Raw genomic sequence first — 16,517 nt, 5'->3', positions numbered from 1 at the left:
ATCGGCGCGCTTGCTGCGCTCATCGCCGGAAAGGCGGTGAGGGGATGACGAGTTTCAAAGACAGCCAAGAGCAATCCTTCCGCCGCCTCGTTCGGCAGTCGATCAGGAAGGGTGAATTCACCAAGGGTGAGCGCGATGTGATTATCGCACTGGTGAACCATTGGTTCCACCACCGGGCTAAGGGACCGATCCATCCGGGGCGCCAGAAGATCGCCAAGAAGGCCGGCGTGAGTGTTCGAACGGTGGCAAGCACCATGTCGATGTTGCGCGCTGCCGGTGTTCTAAATCCCGTCTCCAACCTCAAAGGCGGGCACGGTGCGGCCACCCGTTACAGCGTCAACACCTACGCCCTTTTCGTGCTCTGCGGGTGTGATTGGGTCGATGATTTCGTGCGCGGAAGGGGTCAGGATTGCACGGTTGTTGGACCCGAAATTGCACGGTTGTCGCGTGCAAAAATTGCACACGGTATATACCCCGTCAAAGGCGACCCTAGCCAGAATGGCGAAGGAGGTTCGAATGCTTGACCTCCTGACCGGCCAAAGCGCCAAGCCGAAAACCCTTCGGCCTCACCAAGCCAGAGCCATCGAGGCAATCCGTCAATCTCTTGGCAAGGGAAACCGCCGTGTCGTCTGCCAAGGGCCAACAGGCTTCGGGAAGACGCTGACCGCTGCCAAGGTCATCGAGGGTGCTCTCGCCAAGGGCAACCGGGTAATCTTCACTGCCCCGGCTGTCTCGCTGATCGACCAAACCGTGAGCGCATTCGAAAACGAGGGCATCCGCGATATCGGCGTGATGCAGGCGAACCATCCCCGCACCGATGCTCTGGCAAGGGTTCAGGTGGCATCGGTGCAGACCCTTGCCCGTCGTGAGATCCCCGAGGCCTCGCTCATCATCGTTGACGAGTGCCACCTGCGGGCAAAGGTCATCGAAGAGCTGATGGATAGCCGCGAAGACGTGTTCTTCATCGGTCTGAGCGCTACCCCGTGGGCGAAAGGCATGGGCCGTCGCTGGCAGGATCTGGTGATCCCGTGCACCATCGGCGAGCTCATTGAAGCCGGATATCTCTCGCAGTTCACGGCCTACGCGCCGGACGTGCCGGATATGACCGGCGTCAAGGTCAGCAAGGGAGACTACGCCGAGGGCGATGCGGCTGAGGTGATGCAGGGCAACGCGCTCATGGCGTCGGTTGTCGATACGTGGCTGGGAAAGGGGCAGAACCGCCCGACGCTGCTATTCGGGGTGAACCGGGCGCACGCCAAGGCGCTGTCGGAAGAGTTCGAGCGGGCCGGGGTGGCGACGGCTTACGTTGACGCCTTCACCGACACGGTAGAGCGCTCGATCATCGAACGCCGGTTCCGTTCCGGTGAGGTGAAAGTCGCGTGTTCCGTGCGCACCCTGACCACTGGTGTCGATTGGCCGGTGTCCTGCATCATCGACGCCGCGCCCACAAAATCCGAGATGCTGCACGTCCAGAAGATCGGGCGCGGCCTGCGGGTGAACCCCGGAACCGAGGATCTTCTCATCCTCGACCACGCTGGGAACAGCCTGCGCAACGGTCTGGTGACGGATATCGAACACCACACGCTCGACAAGACCGCTCCGGGTGAGCGCCAGGAGCGCAAGCCGTCCGAGAAGCTGCCGAGGGAGTGCGCCAACTGCGCCGCCCTTCACACAGGCCTGACCTGCCCGTTCTGCGGCCACGAGCGCAAGCCGGTGGCTGGCGTTGAAACCGTGGATGGGGAACTTGTCGAACTCACGCCTAAGCGCGCCAAGTCCGAGAAGGCGACCCGCGAGGAGAAACAGTCAGTCTACAGCATGGCGCTCTGGATGGCTGACCAGCGAGGATACAAGCCCGGCTGGGCGGCGAACAAGTACCGCGAAAAGTTTGGCGTATGGCCGCGCGGCCTCAGCGATGAGCGCCGCCCAGCCGATCAAGGCTTCCTGAATTGGGAGAAGAGCCGCCGCATCGCGTGGGCCAAGTCCAAGCAGAAGGGGGCGAGCTGATGTTTCACGATAAGACGACGCACGCCGCCAGGGGCAAGTGGCGCGGCATCCTCATGACGCTCGGCGTCCCCGAGCGAAGCCTGCGCGACAAGCATGGCCCATGCCCTCTCTGCGGCGGTACTGATCGGTTTCGCTTTGACGATAAAGAGGGTCGCGGGACGTACATCTGCAATTCTTGCGGTGCTGGCGATGGGATGAAGCTTGCCTGCGAATACACCGGGAAGCCATTCCGCGAGGTGGCCAGCATCATCGACGGCATGGTCGGCAACCTCAAGGCCGAAGCGCCGAAGCCGGAGATGACGCAGGAGACGCGCCGCGATGTTCTGCGAAATACTTACAAGGCCACCGAAGCCGTCAAGCCGGGGGATCTGGTGCACCGCTACCTCGAAGTGCGCGGCGTTGCCGATCTGACGTACACGGATGCGCTCAGGTTCGCGCCGAAGCTGCGGGACGGTGAAGGCGGCATCCGGCCTTGCATGGTGGCGATGGTCACCGGCCCGGACGGAAAGCCGGTCACGATGCACCGGACATTCCTCAAGCCTGATGGCTCGGGAAAGGCTGAGATGGCCGCGCCTCGCAAGCTCATGCCCGGTGAGCTGCCTGACGGCTCATGCGTCCGGCTGAGCGAGTACGTGGCAGGCGGGCCGCTCGGCATCGCTGAGGGTATCGAAACCGCGTTCGGAGCCTCGGCGCTTTTCGACATGCCGGTATGGGCAGCGATCAACAGCGGCGGAATGGCGAAATGGCTCCCGCCCGAGGGCTGCAACGAGGTCGCGATCTTCGGAGACAACGACCCGAAATTCGGAGGCCATGCTGCGGCGTGGGCTCTCGCTCACAAGCTGGCCGTGAAGGGGATCGAGGTGAGCGTGCATATCCCGCCGCGCGTCGGGGCCGATTGGGCCGATATCAATTTGGAGGCAAGCAAATGACCACCCTAAACGCATCAGTCCGCCCCAAGGCCCACCACTTCCCCAAGGCACAACCAATGACCTCGCCAACAAAGACGATGGCAGAGTACGCCGCCGAGGAAAACAAGCGGATGCGCGACAACGCCAAGGGCGAGGCTGGCCACACCACCAGCAGCGCGACCATGCGTGCGAAGATCTTCGCCGCGATCAAGGACCGGGGCCGCGCAACCTCGCGCGACGTGTGCGACGAGACCGGATTTAGCCTGGCCTACGTGTCTCGCATCCTTGGCATGGAATACCGCGCAGGACGCCTGACCCGAGAGCGAGCTCACCGGGTAGACCCCTATCTCTACGAGGTGGCGCAATGACCACCCGCGCGAGCATAGACCAGATCCGCCAGCGCGAGGGCGACAAGCGCCGCTTGATCCGCAAGTTGATGAAGGACGCCACCACAGCGCACGCGACAGGGCTCAGCGACGAGGCCAAGGCCCAGCGATACGACGCCATCATGGCAAGGCTCAACGAGATCGAGGAGGGCGAAGGATGACCACGGAAGAACTGCAACGGCTGGTGGAGCTAAACGAGGGTTGCAACGATGAGGCGCAGAGCATTCTCAAGATGATGGCGGCTTCATTGGCGCGCGAACTGATCGCAGCGCGCCGCGTGGTGGAGGCGCTTGAGTTCTACGCCGACAGATCGTTCGACGGCTACGATGTGGAAATCACGGACTACGGAATTTCCATGTCAGTTGGGGATATCATCAAGGATGGCGGCGACAAAGCCCGCGCCGCCCTCTCTGCATACGAGGAGGCGAAGGGATGAGTGCGCCTGAGAAGATTTGGGCATGGCCGAACGCAGATTTCCGAAAGTGGTATGCGGGCGGTTGCTCTACTGAGCCAATCATAGACGGGACGGTCTGCACCGAATACGTCCGCGCCGACATCATCGCCCAAGCCCGCCGTGAGGCGCTGGAAGAGGCGGCGCAGGTCGCGGAGAAGCATCTGAACGGCTGGAAATCTGTAGGTAAGGGCGTTCCGGTCTTTGACTACATCCCGATCGATATCCGCGCCCTCATCGACAAGGAGGGCAAGGCGTGAGCTACCGAACAGGCATGACTGCAGATGAGTGGATGGCGGAGCGCCGAGATGACTTGCGCGGCCAACTTCAGATGGCAGAGGCGCACAAGGCGACATGGCAGCGCGAAATTGACCGGATCAAAGCGCTCCTCGGGCCGGAAGACCTCCCGTTTGACCAGAGGTGCCCATCCTGCGGGATGAGCGGGCCGTGCATGTGGGAGCAGTGCGCGCATCCGCTCGGCGGCGCGAAGGCAGGCAGCAAGAGGGCAGGTGAATGACATACCACATCGGCAGCATCGAGCGCGCCAACCTCGACACATGGGGCCGGCGCGCGGTCAACGTCTGCGGCGACGCCAGATGGCACGCCCTCACTGTCGCGCCCCAAAAGGAGCAGGCGGCGGGAGCGTGGCTCGAACTTCGGGACGTTTACGCCTTCCACCCAGTCACGCGCCGCACCACCGTCATTCGCGGCAAGCGCATCGAGCGGGAGAGCCGCTATCTGCCGGGGTTTGTGTTCGCGCTCTTCAAGGGGCCGGCGATCTACTCTCGGATTCTCGACAGCCCGTTCATCACCGGTGCGCTCACAATGCAGAGCGGCCACTGGGGCATTATCAGGCCGAACGATATCCGTAAGCTGCACGCGATGCGATCCGTGGACGAAGCGCAGAAAGCCCAGGTTGAAGAGGCCAAGCGCATCCGAAAAGGTGATCGGGTTCGCGTCCTATCCGGCCTCATGGGTGAGGGACAAGAGGTCGAAGTCATCGAGTTGCGTGCTGGAAAAGCACGGTTCAAGCTCCATATGTTTGGTGCAGATATCTCGGCAGAGGCAGATGTTGACCGCCTACACAAGCTGGGGTAGCCTGCGAGATATAAGCTCTACGCCGGTAAGACCCCGCCACGCGGGCAACACTGCCGGAAGGGTGAGCGGCGGCTTCGGGTTTTACGCCCGAAGACTGGCGCTCTGACTGCGCCCGTAGGAAACTCGCGGGCCTTTCGCATTTCCAGAACATCAGGGGCAAGCCATGTCCACCATGCACGTCACCATCGGCGAGGCTGTCCAGGCCGGCGCCCCGGTCTTCGCAACGCACCCTCGCGCGGCTGAGGCCGTCACCACAAGCGGCACAGCGGCGAGCGCAACGCTCTTCCCTCTTAGTGGAGAGATTGCGCGCATCTCAGCGGTTGATGCGGCGCTCTACGTCTCGGCAGACGTTACCGCATCCGCAACGACCGGCTACTACGTCGCAGTCGGCACCACCATCGAGCTCGGCCCGCTCAAGGATGGTTCGATCATCTCGGGGATTGAGGCCTAACCCCACCAACAGCGAGAGGCGTGCCCCTAGTGCGGCGCGATCGAGCATGGGAAATAAAATAGAGGGCGAGAAAAATCTTACTCGTCGGGGCCGTGGCAGGCCGAAAGGCAGCCCAAACAAGACAACAGCGACTGCCAAAGCGATGATCGAGGAGGCCGCTGATAAGCTCGGCGGCGCAAAGCGAATGGTCGCATGGGCGCAAGAAGATCCGGCAAACGAGCGCGCCTTCTGGGCAACCATCTATCCCAAGCTCATCCCCGTGCAGGTCGCCAACCCTGACGGCGAGACCTTCAAGACCGAGGAGGTCGGCAAGGGCGCAACCAAACTGGCGGAGTTCCTGAATGGCATCGCAGAGCGGAGCGGAGAGACTGGCGAGCCTTCCGCCTGATGAGAGGGCCGCGTTTCTCTCGCAGCTTACCGATGCGGAGGCCGAGGCCCTTCTTTGCGACTGGCGCAACTTCCTCGCACGACCAGACCAGATCGCGCCGGATGGCGAGTGGGATGTATGGATGTGCTTGGCCGGGAGGGGCTGGGGAAAAACGGAGACTGGCGCACGCTGGATCAAGGAGCAAGTAGAGGCCGGGGCGAAAAGCATTGCCCTGGTGGCAGAGACGCAGAAAGACCTTGAGGAAGTCATGGTCGCGCGCCTGCAAAAGATCTGCCCCGATATCAGCGTGAGGTTCAAACCGGTGCGCGTGTCGTGGCCAAATGGCGCGATGGCGATGGGCTACAACGGCACGGAGCCGAACCAGCTGCGCGGCCCGGAGTTTGACACCGCATGGGTCGATGAGCTTGCGAAATACCGATACGCCCGCGAGACGTGGGACATGCTGCAATTCGGCATGCGGCGCGGCAACCATCCCCGAACGCTGGTGACGACGACACCGAGGGCAACCGAGATCATCAAGGCCATCGTCGCTGGGCAAGAAGGCAAGGTGCATGTCACCCGGGGCTCAACCCTCGACAACAAGGCAAACCTCGCTGGCAGCTTCATCCGTAAGGTTTACGAGCGCTACAGCGGGACGCGTCTAGGCCGTCAGGAACTCAACGCCGAGATCCTCGCAGACCTTCCCGGCGCTCTATGGTCGCAAAGCGTGATAGACAGCTACCGGATCAACACCGCTCCCGACATGGTGCGCACGGTCGTTTCTCTCGACCCTGCGGTGACGAACACCGAGGAAAGCGACCAGCACGGGATCATCGTTGCTGGCGCTGCGGAAGATCAGGCTGGGTATGTGCTGGAAGATGCGAGCATCAGCGGAAGCCCGATGGATTGGGCGCGCGAGTCCATCGCCATGTATCACAAGTACGGCGCTGACGCGATCGTGGCTGAGGTGAACAACGGCGGCGACATGGTGGCTCATACGATCAGAGCCATCGCGCCGAACGTCAACGTGATCGAGGTCAGGGCGAGCCGAGGCAAGCATGTGAGGGCAGAGCCGGTGGCGGCTCTCTACGCACAAGGCCGCGTGCGTCACGTCGGTCAATTCCCCGAGCTCGAAAACCAGATGACGCAATTCACGAACGAGGGCTACCATGGCGACGGGTCACCAGACCGCGCCGACGCTCTCGTTTGGGCGCTCACAGAGCTGTTCCCCGACATGGTGGACACCGTGCCCGACGCATCGAACTTCAAGCTGACGCCCTCAGGGCGCGGATGGATGGCATGAAAAACGAAGACATCCTCGAAGCCGCCCGGACGCGCATGGAGGAGGCCATTGACGCAGACCGCGAGAACCGTGGCCGCGACATGGATGACCTCCAGAAGCTGATCGGTGAGCAGTGGCCTGACAAGATCCGCCGCCAGCGCGAGGCAGACGGGAAGCCGTGCCTCACCATCAACCGGCTGCCGCAGTTTGTCCGGCAGGTGACTGGCGATATTCGCAAGATGAATCCGGCGATCAAGGTCGGCCCGAGCGACAACAAGGCGACGGAAGAGGTCGCGGAGATCTACGAGGGGCTGATCCGCAATATCGAGCAGCGCAGCGATGCCAGCACGGTCTATGAGCAGACGGCAGAGACGGCAGCGGCGTGCTCGATCGGCTGGTTTCGGGTGATCAACGAGTGGGAGCGCGAAGACAGCTTCGACCAGGAGATCCGCATCCAGCGCATCCGCAACAGCTTCTCCGTCTACTGCGATCCGGCGGCGCAAGAGAGCACGCGCGAGGATGCCGGCTACATCTTCATCACCGAGACCATGCGAGAGGCTGACTTCGAGAAGGCCTACCCCGGAAAGAAGGCCTCTGATGTAGCCTACGACGCCGAGACGGATGGACTTGAGCATTGGCACAGCGACGGCAAGGTGACTGTCGCGGAATACTACTGGAAGCAACCCGTCACGCGCACGCTTCTGATGCTGCAAGACGGCTCCACGCTGTTCAAGGACGAGGCTGAGCAAGAAGTGCCCGAGGCGCTGATCCTGCGTGAGCGCGAGGTGGACACCCACAAGATCATGTGGGCGAAGATCACCGGAAACGAGGTGCTTGAAGGCCCGCAGGAGGTGCCGTGCAAGTACATCCCGGTCGTCGCCGTCGTCGGTGAGGAATGGCACGTTGGCGAGGAAGTCTATCGCTCCAGCGTGATCCGCTTCGCGAAGGACAGCCAGCAGATGTACAACTTCTTCCGCTCCTCGTCGGCGGAAGTCGTGCAATTGCAGCCGAAGGCTCCATATATCGGGACGATCAAGCAGTTTCAGGGGCTTGAGCGCTACTGGCAGAACGCCAACAGCTCGAACTACTCGTTCCTGCCTTACAACCCGGATGAGAAGGCTCCGGGGCGTCCGCAGCGTGAAACGCCTCCGCTCGCCTCGCAGGGGCTTTCCTCCGAGGCGATGACCGCCGCAGAGGACATGAAGGCCACCACCGGCATCTATGACGCGGCTCTTGGCAACCGGTCGAACGAGGCCAGCGGCGTTGCAATCCGCCAGCGCCAGATGGAGAGCGACGTTTCCACGTCGATCTACACCGACAACATGGCCAAGGCGATCGCGACCTGTGGCCGTATCCTGATTTCGATGATCCCCAAGATCTACGACACCGAGCGCGTGGTGAAGATCCTCGGGGAAGATGACGCAATCAAGGATATCCGCATCAACACGACCGTGATGCAGGAGGGCTATGCCGTCCCGGTCAATGACCTGTCGATCGGCAGCTATGACCTGCGCGTGAGCACCGGCCCGAACTACTCGACGCGCCGCCAAGAGACGCAGGAGGGCATGATCGAGTTTATCCGCGCTGTTCCTGGTGCGGCTCAGATCATTGGCGATCTCGTGGCGAAGGCGATGGACTGGCCCGACGCTGACAAGATCGCGGACCGGCTCGCCAAGGCGCTTCCGCCGGGCATGCGCAGCATCGAGGACCTGTCGCCGGAAGAACAGCAGGCGGCGCAAGCCGCGCAGATGCAGCAGGCCGAGCAGGCTCAGCAGCAGCAAGCCGCCATGGCGATCGAGATGCGTAAGAACGCAGCGGAGGCCACAGAGGCCGAGGCTGATGCGGTCAAGGCAGGTTCCGAGGCTGAGCAAGCCCGATACGAGGCCGCAGAGAAGCAGCTTGAGCTCCTGATGAGCTCGGGCGCACTGAACGAGGCGATCGCGGCTGCGGTGCAGCAGCAGGTCGCCCGTGTGCTGATGAGCACGCCCGCCCCACAAGGGCAATTCCCAGCGTAGGAAAAGGACCATGAGCGAAGAGACTGGCGTTGCCCCTGAACAGGAGGCGACCGAGGAAGGCGTGACTGAAGAGGCCACGCAAGAGGAAGACCAGCAGGCCGAGGAGGCGACCGAAGGTGAAGAGGGCGAGCAGCCGGAAAGCACCGAGGGCGACGACAAGCCGAAATCGCGACACCAGCGCCGCAAGGAGCAGATGGAGCGATACCGGCAGGAGGCCGAAGAGGCGAACCGCAAGTATGAGGCCGTTCAAGAGCGGCTGAAGCGGCTCGAAGAAGCGGCTGGCACCTCTCAGCCCCCGAAAGAGGGCGATTTCGCCTCTTACGAGGAATACCAAGCGGCTCTCAGCGCCCATCACGCCATGCGTATGATGGACGGCAGAACCAAGCAAGAAGCCGAGCGCGAGGCGCAGGCCTACCAGCAGGAGATGCAGCGCATCGAGCAGGAACGGAACCAAGAGGTTGCCCAAGGATGGGCTGCCCAGGTGACGGAAGCGCGCGAACGCTACGCAGATTTCGAGCAGGTTGCCTTCAAAGCCCCGATCTCGGATCAGGTCGCACAGATGATCGCTGGCATGGATGCTGGCGCTGATGTGGCCTACCAACTCGGACTGAATCCAGCAGAGGCCCGCCGGATCTCGTCTCTGTCGCCCATGGAAGCGGCGATGGAGCTTGGACGGATGGAGGCTCGCGTTTCAGCCCCCAAACCCCGCACAGCAACGCAGGCCCCCGAGCCCGTCAAGCCGGTTCGCCCGAAGGCATCGACGCAAAAAGACCCGTCGAAAATGTCTATCAGCGAATATCGGAAATGGCGCGCCGGCCAGGCCTAACCAGGAGAACTGACAGATGGCTAACACCCTTGTCACTCCGAGCCTGATCGCGAAAGAAGCGCTGATCCAGCTCGAAAACAACCTCGTCATGGGCAACCGCGTCCACCGCGAGTACAAGAAGGAATTCACCGGCGGCCAGGGCGACACCGTGTCGATCCGCAAGCCCGTGAAGTTCTACACCGCAGACGGTGCAACCCGCGTCAACCAGGACGTGGAGGAGAAGACCACCTCGATCACCATCGACCAGCGCAAGCACGTGTCGTGGAAGTTCTCGACCGAGGATCTGACCCTGTCGATCGAGCAATATTCTGAGCGGTACATCAAGCCCGCGATGATCACGCTCGCCAACACCGTGGACCGTTCGCTGCACGGCCTGTACACCACCGGCTGGAACAGCGTCGGCACCCCCGGCACCACCCCGGCGAACTTCGCCGCCGTGGCGGCTGCGGCTCAGCGCATGGACGAAATGGCGGTTCCCTCCGACATGCGTTCGATGGTGATGAACCCGGCAGCGCACTACGCCATCGCCGGCAACCAGCTCACGCTGGACTCGGTGGGCGCGATGGGCAAGTCTGCCTATGAGCGGGCGCAGGTCGGCTACGTCGCTGGCTTCGACACCTTCTCGACGCAGAACGTGCAGAGCCACACCGTTGGCGTTGCAACCGGCACGCCGCTGGTCAATGGCGCGAACCAGGATGTGACCTACGCGGCCTCGACTGGTGCGAACTCGCAGACGCTCGTGACTGACGGCTGGACCAACTCGACCACGGGCATCCTCAAGGCTGGTGACGTGTTCACCATCGCTGGCGTGTACGCAGTCAACCCGGTTCCGGGCGAAGGCACCACTGGAAAGACTGTCCTGCCGTACCTTCAGCAGTTCACCGTGCTGGCCGACGCCGACTCCGGCGCTTCGACCGGTCCGGCAACGCTGACCATCTCACCGGCGATCATCACCTCGGGTCCGTTCCAGACCGTTTCGGCGGCTCCGGCGGACAACGCGGCGATCACCGTGCTCGGCACCGGCGGCACTGCCTACCCCCAGAACCTCGGCTTCCACAAGAACGCCCTGGCTCTGGTCACCGTGCCGCTGCAAATGCCGGATGGCGCTGCCTTCAAGGCGCGTGAGAGCGACAACGGCCTCTCGGTTCGTGTCATCAAGGACTACGACATCGACACCGACGAGGACATCATTCGTCTCGACATTTTGTACGGCTGTCGCGCCATTTATCCCGACCTCATGACGCGCCTTTGGGGGTAATGGCATAAGTCTTGAACCCATGATAACATCACCTCCGGATTGGTTCCGGAGGTGATGCATGAAGACCTGCAAGATTGAAGGCTGCAATAAGCCGAAATTCGGTAGAGGCTGGTGCTCTAAACACTACGCCAAGTGGCGAAAGTACGGAGACCCAACGGTCGTCAGGCAAAATCAGGCTCACGGCCTGTGCGAGTTCGAGCGCTTCTGGATGAACGTCTCTGTTTCCGAGGGGTGCTGGGAGTGGACGGCTGGCAAGGACCCCAACGGCTATGGGCGGTTTGCAATCAAGGAAACGCCTAATTTGGCCCATAGGGTTTCTTGGCGATTAGCGCACGGTGAGGACCCAGGTCCGAAGCATGTGCTTCACTCATGCGACAACCCCGGGTGCGTGAGACCTAGCCATCTGCGCCTCGGAACTCACGACGACAATATGGCGGATAAGATGAGCCGAGGACGCCACGTCTACGGCACCTCGAAGGGAGAGGCTCACGGCTGCTCTAAGCTCACAGCCGCGCAAGTCTTAGAAATTCGTGCTAGCGCAGACACAGGCGTAAATCTGTCTAAGCGGTTCGGCGTATCTACGACGCAGATTTCAGACATTCGAAACAGACGGGTGTGGAAGCATCTGTAGATGGAGGGCGACATGGCCGAGAAGAAGAATCCCCCCGAGTGGGGCTATCGCATCGCGGACGGCAAGATCGAAGCCAAGCTGTTCCCGGAAGGACGTCCGCCGCGCGGTTGGGCTGACACGCCCGCTGGCATGGCTGAGAAGATCGAGAAGGCCGAGAAGTGACCACCGCGCGCGATATCATCAAGGCGGCGCTCACCAAGATCGGCGTGGTCGGCATCGGGCAAGAGCCGAGCGCTGATGAGGCTGACGAGGCGCTCTTTGCGCTCAACGCCATGATGTACGGGTGGAAGGCGCGTTCGGTGGATACCGAGCACGTTGAGCTCACGATGAGTGACACGTTCCCCCTTGGGAATGAGTTCATCGAGGGCACGGTCTACCTGCTCGCGGGGCGCATGTCGTCGGACTTCACCGTGCCGCCGAGCTTCGATGCTGACGACTGGTTCCGCACGCTGCAAGCCGCGTATGTGGAGATTCCGACGCTCACAGTTGACGCGGCGCTCCTGCGCCCGCCGTCGCGTGAAGACAGGGACGGCAATTTGCCGCTGACCACCACGTGAGTTTCAACCCGTTCGCTCGCCAGTCCAAGCCCGGCAGCCGCAGCTATAGCGGCGAGCGGGTGGTGAACTACTTCGCGCGCCCTTCTGAGGGCGTGTCGCAGATCGTGCTGGTTGGCACGGGCGGGCTTTCAGAGTTTGCGGATACCGGCACGGGCGATCCGGTTCGTTCGATGATCCAGATGGGCGGCAACATGTTCGTCGCATCTGGCGGGATCGTCTGGAAGATCACGGCGGCTGGCGTGGTGTCGAATGTCGGCACGATCACGGACGGCGAGACCTACATGGCTGCCAACCGCACTCAGGTGGCGATCGTGGTTGGCGGCGTCTACTACGTCTGCAACGGCCTGACGACCGCGAGCTACAGCACGGGCGCTGTTGATACGCCTGTGGGCGTGACGAGCGCTGACGGCTACATGATCGTCATCGGCACGGGAGCGGGTGTCGACGACCTCATCCAGCTTTCCGCGCTGGACGATGCGACGACCTTTGACGCGGCTGACTTCGTGGCGGCGGAATACAATGCCGACCCGCTGCTCGCGGCGTACTTCGACCACGGCGAGGTGTATTTCCTCGGCTCCGAGACGGTGGAGCGGTTTTACAACTCGGGCGCTACTGACTTTCCCTTCACGCGAAACCAGGGTGCAATCATCGAGATCGGCACCATCAGCGGCAAGACCGTCGCAGAGGCCGACAACTCGCTCTTCTGGGTGACGCCTGACAAGAAGGTGGCCCGCGTGCTCGGCGCAGATCCTCAGTGGATCAGCACGCCGGAAATCAAGGACGAGCTTGAGCGGTCAACCGTGACCGGCGGGTTTACCTTCTCGGATCAGGGGCACGAATTCTACGCCATCACGCGAGAGGGCGGCACAACGCTTGTCTTCGACCTTGTGACCGGCCTGTGGCACGAGCGGTCGTCCGGGCTGAGCTATGGCCCCTGGCTGGCCGAGGCCGCGCTCCTGTTCCAAGGTGAGCAGTATTTCGGGTGCAGCAACGGCAAGATTGCCACGGTCAGCGAGAGCGATTTCTCTGACTTCGGGGAGACGATGCAGGCTGAGGCTGTTGCGCCGCTGGTGGCCCGAGGTGGCCGCTACTTCCGTGTCACGCGCTTCTATCTCGACGTGGAGGGCGGAACGGGTGGTCTCGGGCGCGCGCCGGAGGTGATGCTGCAAACCAGTCGCGACGGCTATTCGTGGGGGCCGGAGATGTGGCGCGAGATGGGCGGGCTCGGCCAGTACGCCAAGCGCGCGCAGTGGAATGCCCTAGGCTTGTTTGAGGTCGGTAAGGCGCGTCTTCGCATCACGGACAACGTGCCGCGCAACATCGTTGGGGTGGCGGTAGACTATGGCTAAGCTGCCGTCCTTTGCGCCTCGGCAGGAGATCGCGGTTCGGGACCAGACGGGTCGTCTTATCGCAACTCCGGCCTTTCTGCGGTGGCTCGATCTAAGCCTGAGGCCCTCCGTCGATACGGTTGTCGAGCTCAGCGAAGAGCAACAGACGCAGATCGAGCAGAACACGATCGATATTGCGGCCAACGCAACGCAGATCGCGACAAACACCGGCAACATCGCCCTGAACGCTGGGAACATCGCGACGAACACGGCTGCTATCGCGGCCAACGTCGCGGCGATCGCGCTGCTAAGGACGGATCTTGAGAGCGTCACCGTCAAGGAGATGGAAAGCATCACCTTCGCGGATAGCCCGCACAACCCTGGCGACGTGACGACCGTTCTTTGCGATGCGAGCTCAGGCGCGATCGTGGTCAACCTCACCGCAGAGGATGGCCGTGTGCTGAACATCAAGAAAACCGACAGCACGACAAATGCTGTCACCCTCACGCCAGCGACTGGCACCGTGGAGGGCAGCGCCACCGCGCCGATCACGCTTAGCGGAATGTCCCTGACCGTCCACTGCGACGGAACGAACTGGTTTATCGTATGACCTATGTCCCGCCGCCAACGAACATCGCGACCAGCGGAACGATCGACGCGCTGAACGAGACGGTTGAGCTGGATATCAACAACTGCGCCTCAGGCATCATCACTGTCACAGGAACGTTCACCGGGACGCTCACAGTGACCGGGCTGGCGACCTCGACCAGCACGGCGGAAGGCGGACGGCTTCTCTTTCAATCTGGTGTCGGGTCGATCGGCACGAACCAGATTGTTGGTACGGGGTCGGCGGTAAGCCGGGAATATCGGTTCGTTGCTGGCGGCTCCGTCGCGAAGGTTGAGGCGACGGCGTGGACCAGCGGGTCCGTTGATATCGAGATCGTCGCGCATGCCGCGCCAAACACGGTGTTCGTCATCGGACCTGTGCACGATGCCTTCGAGGAGGCGCAGCGCGCAGGGCGGGCATACTCTGTCGGGACAAGCACTCAATCCGTGACGGCGTCCAACTACCTTCAGGCGCGCTTTCAGAATGACAGCACCGACAAGCGCTACTTCCTGACGCAGCGCCTGATCTCCAACAACAGGGCCTCCGGGCAAACCAACCTGGAGCTTGAGTTCTTCCCGACATACTCGACAGCCCTGACAGGTGGGACGTCGGTAACACCGAACAACCTCAAGCCGGGTGCGGCGTCATCGGCGGCGGATTTTGAATACGCGGTCAACGGGACGAGCCTTGGCACGCCAGCGCTCGGGCAGATCCTCCCGGTGGACGGCGTGCAGTTTCGCATTGACGTGAATCGCATCATCGAGCCCGGCCAGAGCTTTGCCTACCAGATCGGGGGCGCGGGTGGCTCTCTCTCGAATGCGGCGCGAGTGGCTCTTACCCTCATTTGGTACGAGGAAGACCTCCAATGACGGCGAGAGTTTGCAGCAATTGCGAGATGTCTTATCCGCGCGATGACGACACGGTGTATTGCCGTAGATACCCGCCCGCGCGCCTCTGGGAGCGCGAGGATATCGGCCTGAATAACTTCCCGATCATGAGCAATGACGGGTGGTGCGGCGAGCACAGCGTTACGCCGCTTGGAACACTAGAGGCGGCTCTCCTGCCGTGAGGCAACTCACCGCGATCGAGGCCGCGCCGTTCTTCGAGCACAAGTCGCAGCGGCTTTTTGACCTCGACCCGTATGCGCTGCCCGAAGAGGGCTTTGAGTATTGGGCTGATCAGCATGTCTGCGGGGTGTTCCACAAGATGCCCTGGCCGGGCGTCTGGGGCGGCCACTACGGGGTCAAGCCAGAAGGCTGGGGCAGGTCGACTGAGCCAGCAAAGCGCATCCTCAGGGCGTTCTGGGACGCTCACGAGTGCGAGCGCATCATCGGCTGGACGCCGGAAAGCAATAGGGCTGCGATCGCGTTCGCGCGCCGTCTCGGCTTCGTAAAGGATGGAACCATGCCACTCGGTTCCGGCAATCTCATCATGCAAGGATGGACGCCATGGCAATAGGTGCAGCAGTCGGCAGCATCGCAAGCGGTCTGATTGGTTCGCGATCCGCCAGCAAAGCAGCAGATGCACAGGCTGATGCGGCTGAGGATTCGACGGAACTCCAGCGCGAAATCTATTACAACAACATCGACCTGCAAAAGCCGTGGTACGATGCCGGGACCAATGCGCTTGCCGCTCTGAACTACGAGCTCGGCCTTGGCGCGAACCCGAACGATATCCAGCCGGTGATTTCGCAAACGACCACGCCAGCACCACAAACGGCGCAAAGCGGAACGCAAGGCGTTTGGTCTCCTGATACGCACCCGGCCAGATATATCGCCCGCAACTTTCCACTCTTCCAAGCGGCGGAAAAGCTTAGGGCCGCTACCGGGCGCCAACCGCTTTTCGATAGTGGCCCGGCAGCAGCACAGGCAGCAACCACGACCTACAGCGTCGGTGGAAAGACCTACAACACGATGGGCGAGGCGCAGCGCGCAGCAAACAACGCGGCGGGCTACGAGTATCAAGGCTTTCAGGAGACGCCCGGGTTTCAGTACGCCCTCGACCAGTCGCAGGAGGCGATCAACCGCAACGCAGCGGCGCGCGGAATGCGTCTCAGCGGGGCAACGCTCAACGCTCTCGCGACTGACGCACAGGGGCGGCAGAACCAAGAATACAACAACTGGCTAAACCGCATCGCCGGTCTGGCAGGGCAGGGGCAGAGCTCGGCCTCTCAAACCGCCGCATATGGCACGAACTACGCCAATCAGGCGGGGCAAAACATGATGGCCGCAGGTCAGGCTCGGGCAAGCGGCTACCAAGGCGTCAACAACGCGCTGCAAGGCACGTTCAACAACCTCGGCACTATCTACGGCATGTCGAGAGCTGGTTACTTCGGATAAGGACACGAC

Annotated in this window: 23 protein-coding genes; all 23 read left to right on the top strand. The window is 62.1% G+C overall.

The features are described 5' to 3' along the window. Positions 1–44 precede the first annotated feature (44 nt). Entirely contained in the window at positions 45–524 is a 480-nt protein-coding gene (locus tag KUV62_RS15830; RefSeq protein WP_222604703.1) for a hypothetical protein, read from the top strand. Continuing rightward, positions 517–2,004, top strand: coding sequence for a DEAD/DEAH box helicase (locus KUV62_RS15825; protein ID WP_222604702.1), 1,488 nt, complete (start codon positions 517–519; stop codon positions 2,002–2,004). The genes KUV62_RS15830 and KUV62_RS15825 overlap by 8 nt, the downstream gene beginning before the upstream one ends. After that, a complete protein-coding gene (locus KUV62_RS15820) occupies positions 2,004–2,933 on the top strand; it encodes a toprim domain-containing protein (RefSeq protein WP_222604701.1) in 930 nt (309 codons plus the stop codon). The genes KUV62_RS15825 and KUV62_RS15820 overlap by 1 nt, the downstream gene beginning before the upstream one ends. Beyond that, complete coding sequence (locus KUV62_RS15815) at positions 2,930–3,280, top strand: hypothetical protein (protein ID WP_222604700.1); 351 nt, start codon at positions 2,930–2,932, stop codon at positions 3,278–3,280. The genes KUV62_RS15820 and KUV62_RS15815 overlap by 4 nt, the downstream gene beginning before the upstream one ends. Continuing rightward, entirely contained in the window at positions 3,277–3,459 is a 183-nt protein-coding gene (locus tag KUV62_RS15810) for a hypothetical protein (protein WP_222604699.1), read from the top strand. Before KUV62_RS15815 ends, KUV62_RS15810 begins: the two co-directional genes overlap by 4 nt. Beyond that, complete coding sequence (locus tag KUV62_RS15805) at positions 3,456–3,734, top strand: hypothetical protein (protein ID WP_222604698.1); 279 nt, start codon at positions 3,456–3,458, stop codon at positions 3,732–3,734. The genes KUV62_RS15810 and KUV62_RS15805 overlap by 4 nt, the downstream gene beginning before the upstream one ends. Then, positions 3,731–4,009 carry a hypothetical protein gene (locus KUV62_RS15800; protein ID WP_222604697.1) on the top strand — a complete coding sequence of 93 codons (279 nt, stop codon included), beginning with the start codon at positions 3,731–3,733 and terminating at the stop codon, positions 4,007–4,009. Before KUV62_RS15805 ends, KUV62_RS15800 begins: the two co-directional genes overlap by 4 nt. Continuing rightward, entirely contained in the window at positions 4,006–4,266 is a 261-nt protein-coding gene (locus tag KUV62_RS15795; protein ID WP_222604696.1) for a hypothetical protein, read from the top strand. Before KUV62_RS15800 ends, KUV62_RS15795 begins: the two co-directional genes overlap by 4 nt. Further along, the gene (locus KUV62_RS15790) at positions 4,263–4,847 is read left to right on the top strand and encodes a transcription termination/antitermination protein NusG (protein ID WP_222604695.1); all 585 of its coding nucleotides are present in this window, start codon (positions 4,263–4,265) and stop codon (positions 4,845–4,847) included. Before KUV62_RS15795 ends, KUV62_RS15790 begins: the two co-directional genes overlap by 4 nt. Before the next feature lie 163 nt (positions 4,848–5,010). After that, positions 5,011–5,298, top strand: a complete 288-nt coding sequence (locus KUV62_RS15785) for a hypothetical protein (protein ID WP_222604694.1) — start codon at positions 5,011–5,013, stop codon at positions 5,296–5,298. Between the two features lie 46 nt (positions 5,299–5,344). Then, positions 5,345–5,686 (top strand): hypothetical protein, encoded by a 342-nt coding sequence (locus KUV62_RS15780; RefSeq protein ID WP_222604693.1) that lies wholly within the window; start codon positions 5,345–5,347, stop codon positions 5,684–5,686. Beyond that, positions 5,640–6,968 (top strand): DNA-packaging protein, encoded by a 1,329-nt coding sequence (locus tag KUV62_RS15775; RefSeq protein ID WP_222604692.1) that lies wholly within the window; start codon positions 5,640–5,642, stop codon positions 6,966–6,968. The genes KUV62_RS15780 and KUV62_RS15775 overlap by 47 nt, the downstream gene beginning before the upstream one ends. Further along, complete coding sequence (locus tag KUV62_RS15770; RefSeq protein WP_222604691.1) at positions 6,965–8,962, top strand: portal protein; 1,998 nt, start codon at positions 6,965–6,967, stop codon at positions 8,960–8,962. The genes KUV62_RS15775 and KUV62_RS15770 overlap by 4 nt, the downstream gene beginning before the upstream one ends. Before the next feature lie 10 nt (positions 8,963–8,972). Then, positions 8,973–9,788 (top strand): hypothetical protein, encoded by an 816-nt coding sequence (locus KUV62_RS15765; RefSeq protein WP_222604690.1) that lies wholly within the window; start codon positions 8,973–8,975, stop codon positions 9,786–9,788. A gap of 16 nt (positions 9,789–9,804) precedes the next feature. Further along, the gene (locus KUV62_RS15760) at positions 9,805–11,046 is read left to right on the top strand and encodes a P22 phage major capsid protein family protein (RefSeq protein WP_222604689.1); all 1,242 of its coding nucleotides are present in this window, start codon (positions 9,805–9,807) and stop codon (positions 11,044–11,046) included. 58 nt (positions 11,047–11,104) lie between these two features. Then, positions 11,105–11,677, top strand: a complete 573-nt coding sequence (locus tag KUV62_RS22865) for an HNH endonuclease signature motif containing protein (RefSeq protein ID WP_222604688.1) — start codon at positions 11,105–11,107, stop codon at positions 11,675–11,677. Between the two features lie 12 nt (positions 11,678–11,689). Further along, the gene (locus KUV62_RS15750; RefSeq protein WP_222604687.1) at positions 11,690–11,839 is read left to right on the top strand and encodes a hypothetical protein; all 150 of its coding nucleotides are present in this window, start codon (positions 11,690–11,692) and stop codon (positions 11,837–11,839) included. Beyond that, positions 11,836–12,234, top strand: a complete 399-nt coding sequence (locus tag KUV62_RS15745) for a hypothetical protein (protein WP_222604686.1) — start codon at positions 11,836–11,838, stop codon at positions 12,232–12,234. The genes KUV62_RS15750 and KUV62_RS15745 overlap by 4 nt, the downstream gene beginning before the upstream one ends. Next, positions 12,231–13,583 carry a hypothetical protein gene (locus KUV62_RS15740; RefSeq protein ID WP_222604685.1) on the top strand — a complete coding sequence of 451 codons (1,353 nt, stop codon included), beginning with the start codon at positions 12,231–12,233 and terminating at the stop codon, positions 13,581–13,583. The genes KUV62_RS15745 and KUV62_RS15740 overlap by 4 nt, the downstream gene beginning before the upstream one ends. Then, a complete protein-coding gene (locus KUV62_RS15735) occupies positions 13,576–14,172 on the top strand; it encodes a hypothetical protein (protein ID WP_222604684.1) in 597 nt (198 codons plus the stop codon). The genes KUV62_RS15740 and KUV62_RS15735 overlap by 8 nt, the downstream gene beginning before the upstream one ends. After that, positions 14,169–15,038: a hypothetical protein gene (locus tag KUV62_RS15730; RefSeq protein ID WP_222604683.1), complete on the top strand. Its 870-nt coding sequence runs from the start codon at positions 14,169–14,171 to the stop codon at positions 15,036–15,038. The genes KUV62_RS15735 and KUV62_RS15730 overlap by 4 nt, the downstream gene beginning before the upstream one ends. 196 nt (positions 15,039–15,234) lie before the next feature. Next, positions 15,235–15,627: a GNAT family N-acetyltransferase gene (locus tag KUV62_RS15725; RefSeq protein WP_222604682.1), complete on the top strand. Its 393-nt coding sequence runs from the start codon at positions 15,235–15,237 to the stop codon at positions 15,625–15,627. Beyond that, positions 15,618–16,508: a hypothetical protein gene (locus KUV62_RS15720; protein WP_222604681.1), complete on the top strand. Its 891-nt coding sequence runs from the start codon at positions 15,618–15,620 to the stop codon at positions 16,506–16,508. Before KUV62_RS15725 ends, KUV62_RS15720 begins: the two co-directional genes overlap by 10 nt. The last annotated feature ends 9 nt before the right edge of the window (positions 16,509–16,517 follow it).

This window comes from Salipiger bermudensis, from assembly GCF_019801965.1.
GTDB lineage: Bacteria > Pseudomonadota > Alphaproteobacteria > Rhodobacterales > Rhodobacteraceae > Salipiger > Salipiger bermudensis_A.
This window is presented reverse-complemented; position numbering and strand designations above follow the sequence as displayed.

Excerpts from the sequence above, each read along its gene's own strand:
- KUV62_RS15805 (WP_222604698.1), top strand. The coding sequence starts at position 3,456 with ATGACCACGGAAGAACTGCAACGGCTGGTGGAGCTAAACGAGGGTTGC.
- KUV62_RS15810 (WP_222604699.1), top strand. The coding sequence starts at position 3,277 with ATGACCACCCGCGCGAGCATAGACCAGATCCGCCAGCGCGAGGGCGAC.
- KUV62_RS15800 (WP_222604697.1), top strand. The coding sequence starts at position 3,731 with ATGAGTGCGCCTGAGAAGATTTGGGCATGGCCGAACGCAGATTTCCGA.
- KUV62_RS15825 (WP_222604702.1), top strand. The coding sequence starts at position 517 with ATGCTTGACCTCCTGACCGGCCAAAGCGCCAAGCCGAAAACCCTTCGG.
- KUV62_RS15785 (WP_222604694.1), top strand. The coding sequence starts at position 5,011 with ATGTCCACCATGCACGTCACCATCGGCGAGGCTGTCCAGGCCGGCGCC.
- KUV62_RS15780 (WP_222604693.1), top strand. The coding sequence starts at position 5,345 with ATGGGAAATAAAATAGAGGGCGAGAAAAATCTTACTCGTCGGGGCCGT.
- KUV62_RS15770 (WP_222604691.1), top strand. The coding sequence starts at position 6,965 with ATGAAAAACGAAGACATCCTCGAAGCCGCCCGGACGCGCATGGAGGAG.
- KUV62_RS15775 (WP_222604692.1), top strand. The coding sequence starts at position 5,640 with ATGGCATCGCAGAGCGGAGCGGAGAGACTGGCGAGCCTTCCGCCTGAT.
- KUV62_RS15790 (WP_222604695.1), top strand. The coding sequence starts at position 4,263 with ATGACATACCACATCGGCAGCATCGAGCGCGCCAACCTCGACACATGG.
- KUV62_RS15730 (WP_222604683.1), top strand. The coding sequence starts at position 14,169 with ATGACCTATGTCCCGCCGCCAACGAACATCGCGACCAGCGGAACGATC.
- KUV62_RS15750 (WP_222604687.1), top strand. The coding sequence starts at position 11,690 with ATGGCCGAGAAGAAGAATCCCCCCGAGTGGGGCTATCGCATCGCGGAC.
- KUV62_RS15735 (WP_222604684.1), top strand. The coding sequence starts at position 13,576 with ATGGCTAAGCTGCCGTCCTTTGCGCCTCGGCAGGAGATCGCGGTTCGG.
- KUV62_RS22865 (WP_222604688.1), top strand. The coding sequence starts at position 11,105 with ATGAAGACCTGCAAGATTGAAGGCTGCAATAAGCCGAAATTCGGTAGA.
- KUV62_RS15720 (WP_222604681.1), top strand. The coding sequence starts at position 15,618 with ATGGCAATAGGTGCAGCAGTCGGCAGCATCGCAAGCGGTCTGATTGGT.
- KUV62_RS15830 (WP_222604703.1), top strand. The coding sequence starts at position 45 with ATGACGAGTTTCAAAGACAGCCAAGAGCAATCCTTCCGCCGCCTCGTT.
- KUV62_RS15760 (WP_222604689.1), top strand. The coding sequence starts at position 9,805 with ATGGCTAACACCCTTGTCACTCCGAGCCTGATCGCGAAAGAAGCGCTG.
- KUV62_RS15765 (WP_222604690.1), top strand. The coding sequence starts at position 8,973 with ATGAGCGAAGAGACTGGCGTTGCCCCTGAACAGGAGGCGACCGAGGAA.
- KUV62_RS15815 (WP_222604700.1), top strand. The coding sequence starts at position 2,930 with ATGACCACCCTAAACGCATCAGTCCGCCCCAAGGCCCACCACTTCCCC.
- KUV62_RS15820 (WP_222604701.1), top strand. The coding sequence starts at position 2,004 with ATGTTTCACGATAAGACGACGCACGCCGCCAGGGGCAAGTGGCGCGGC.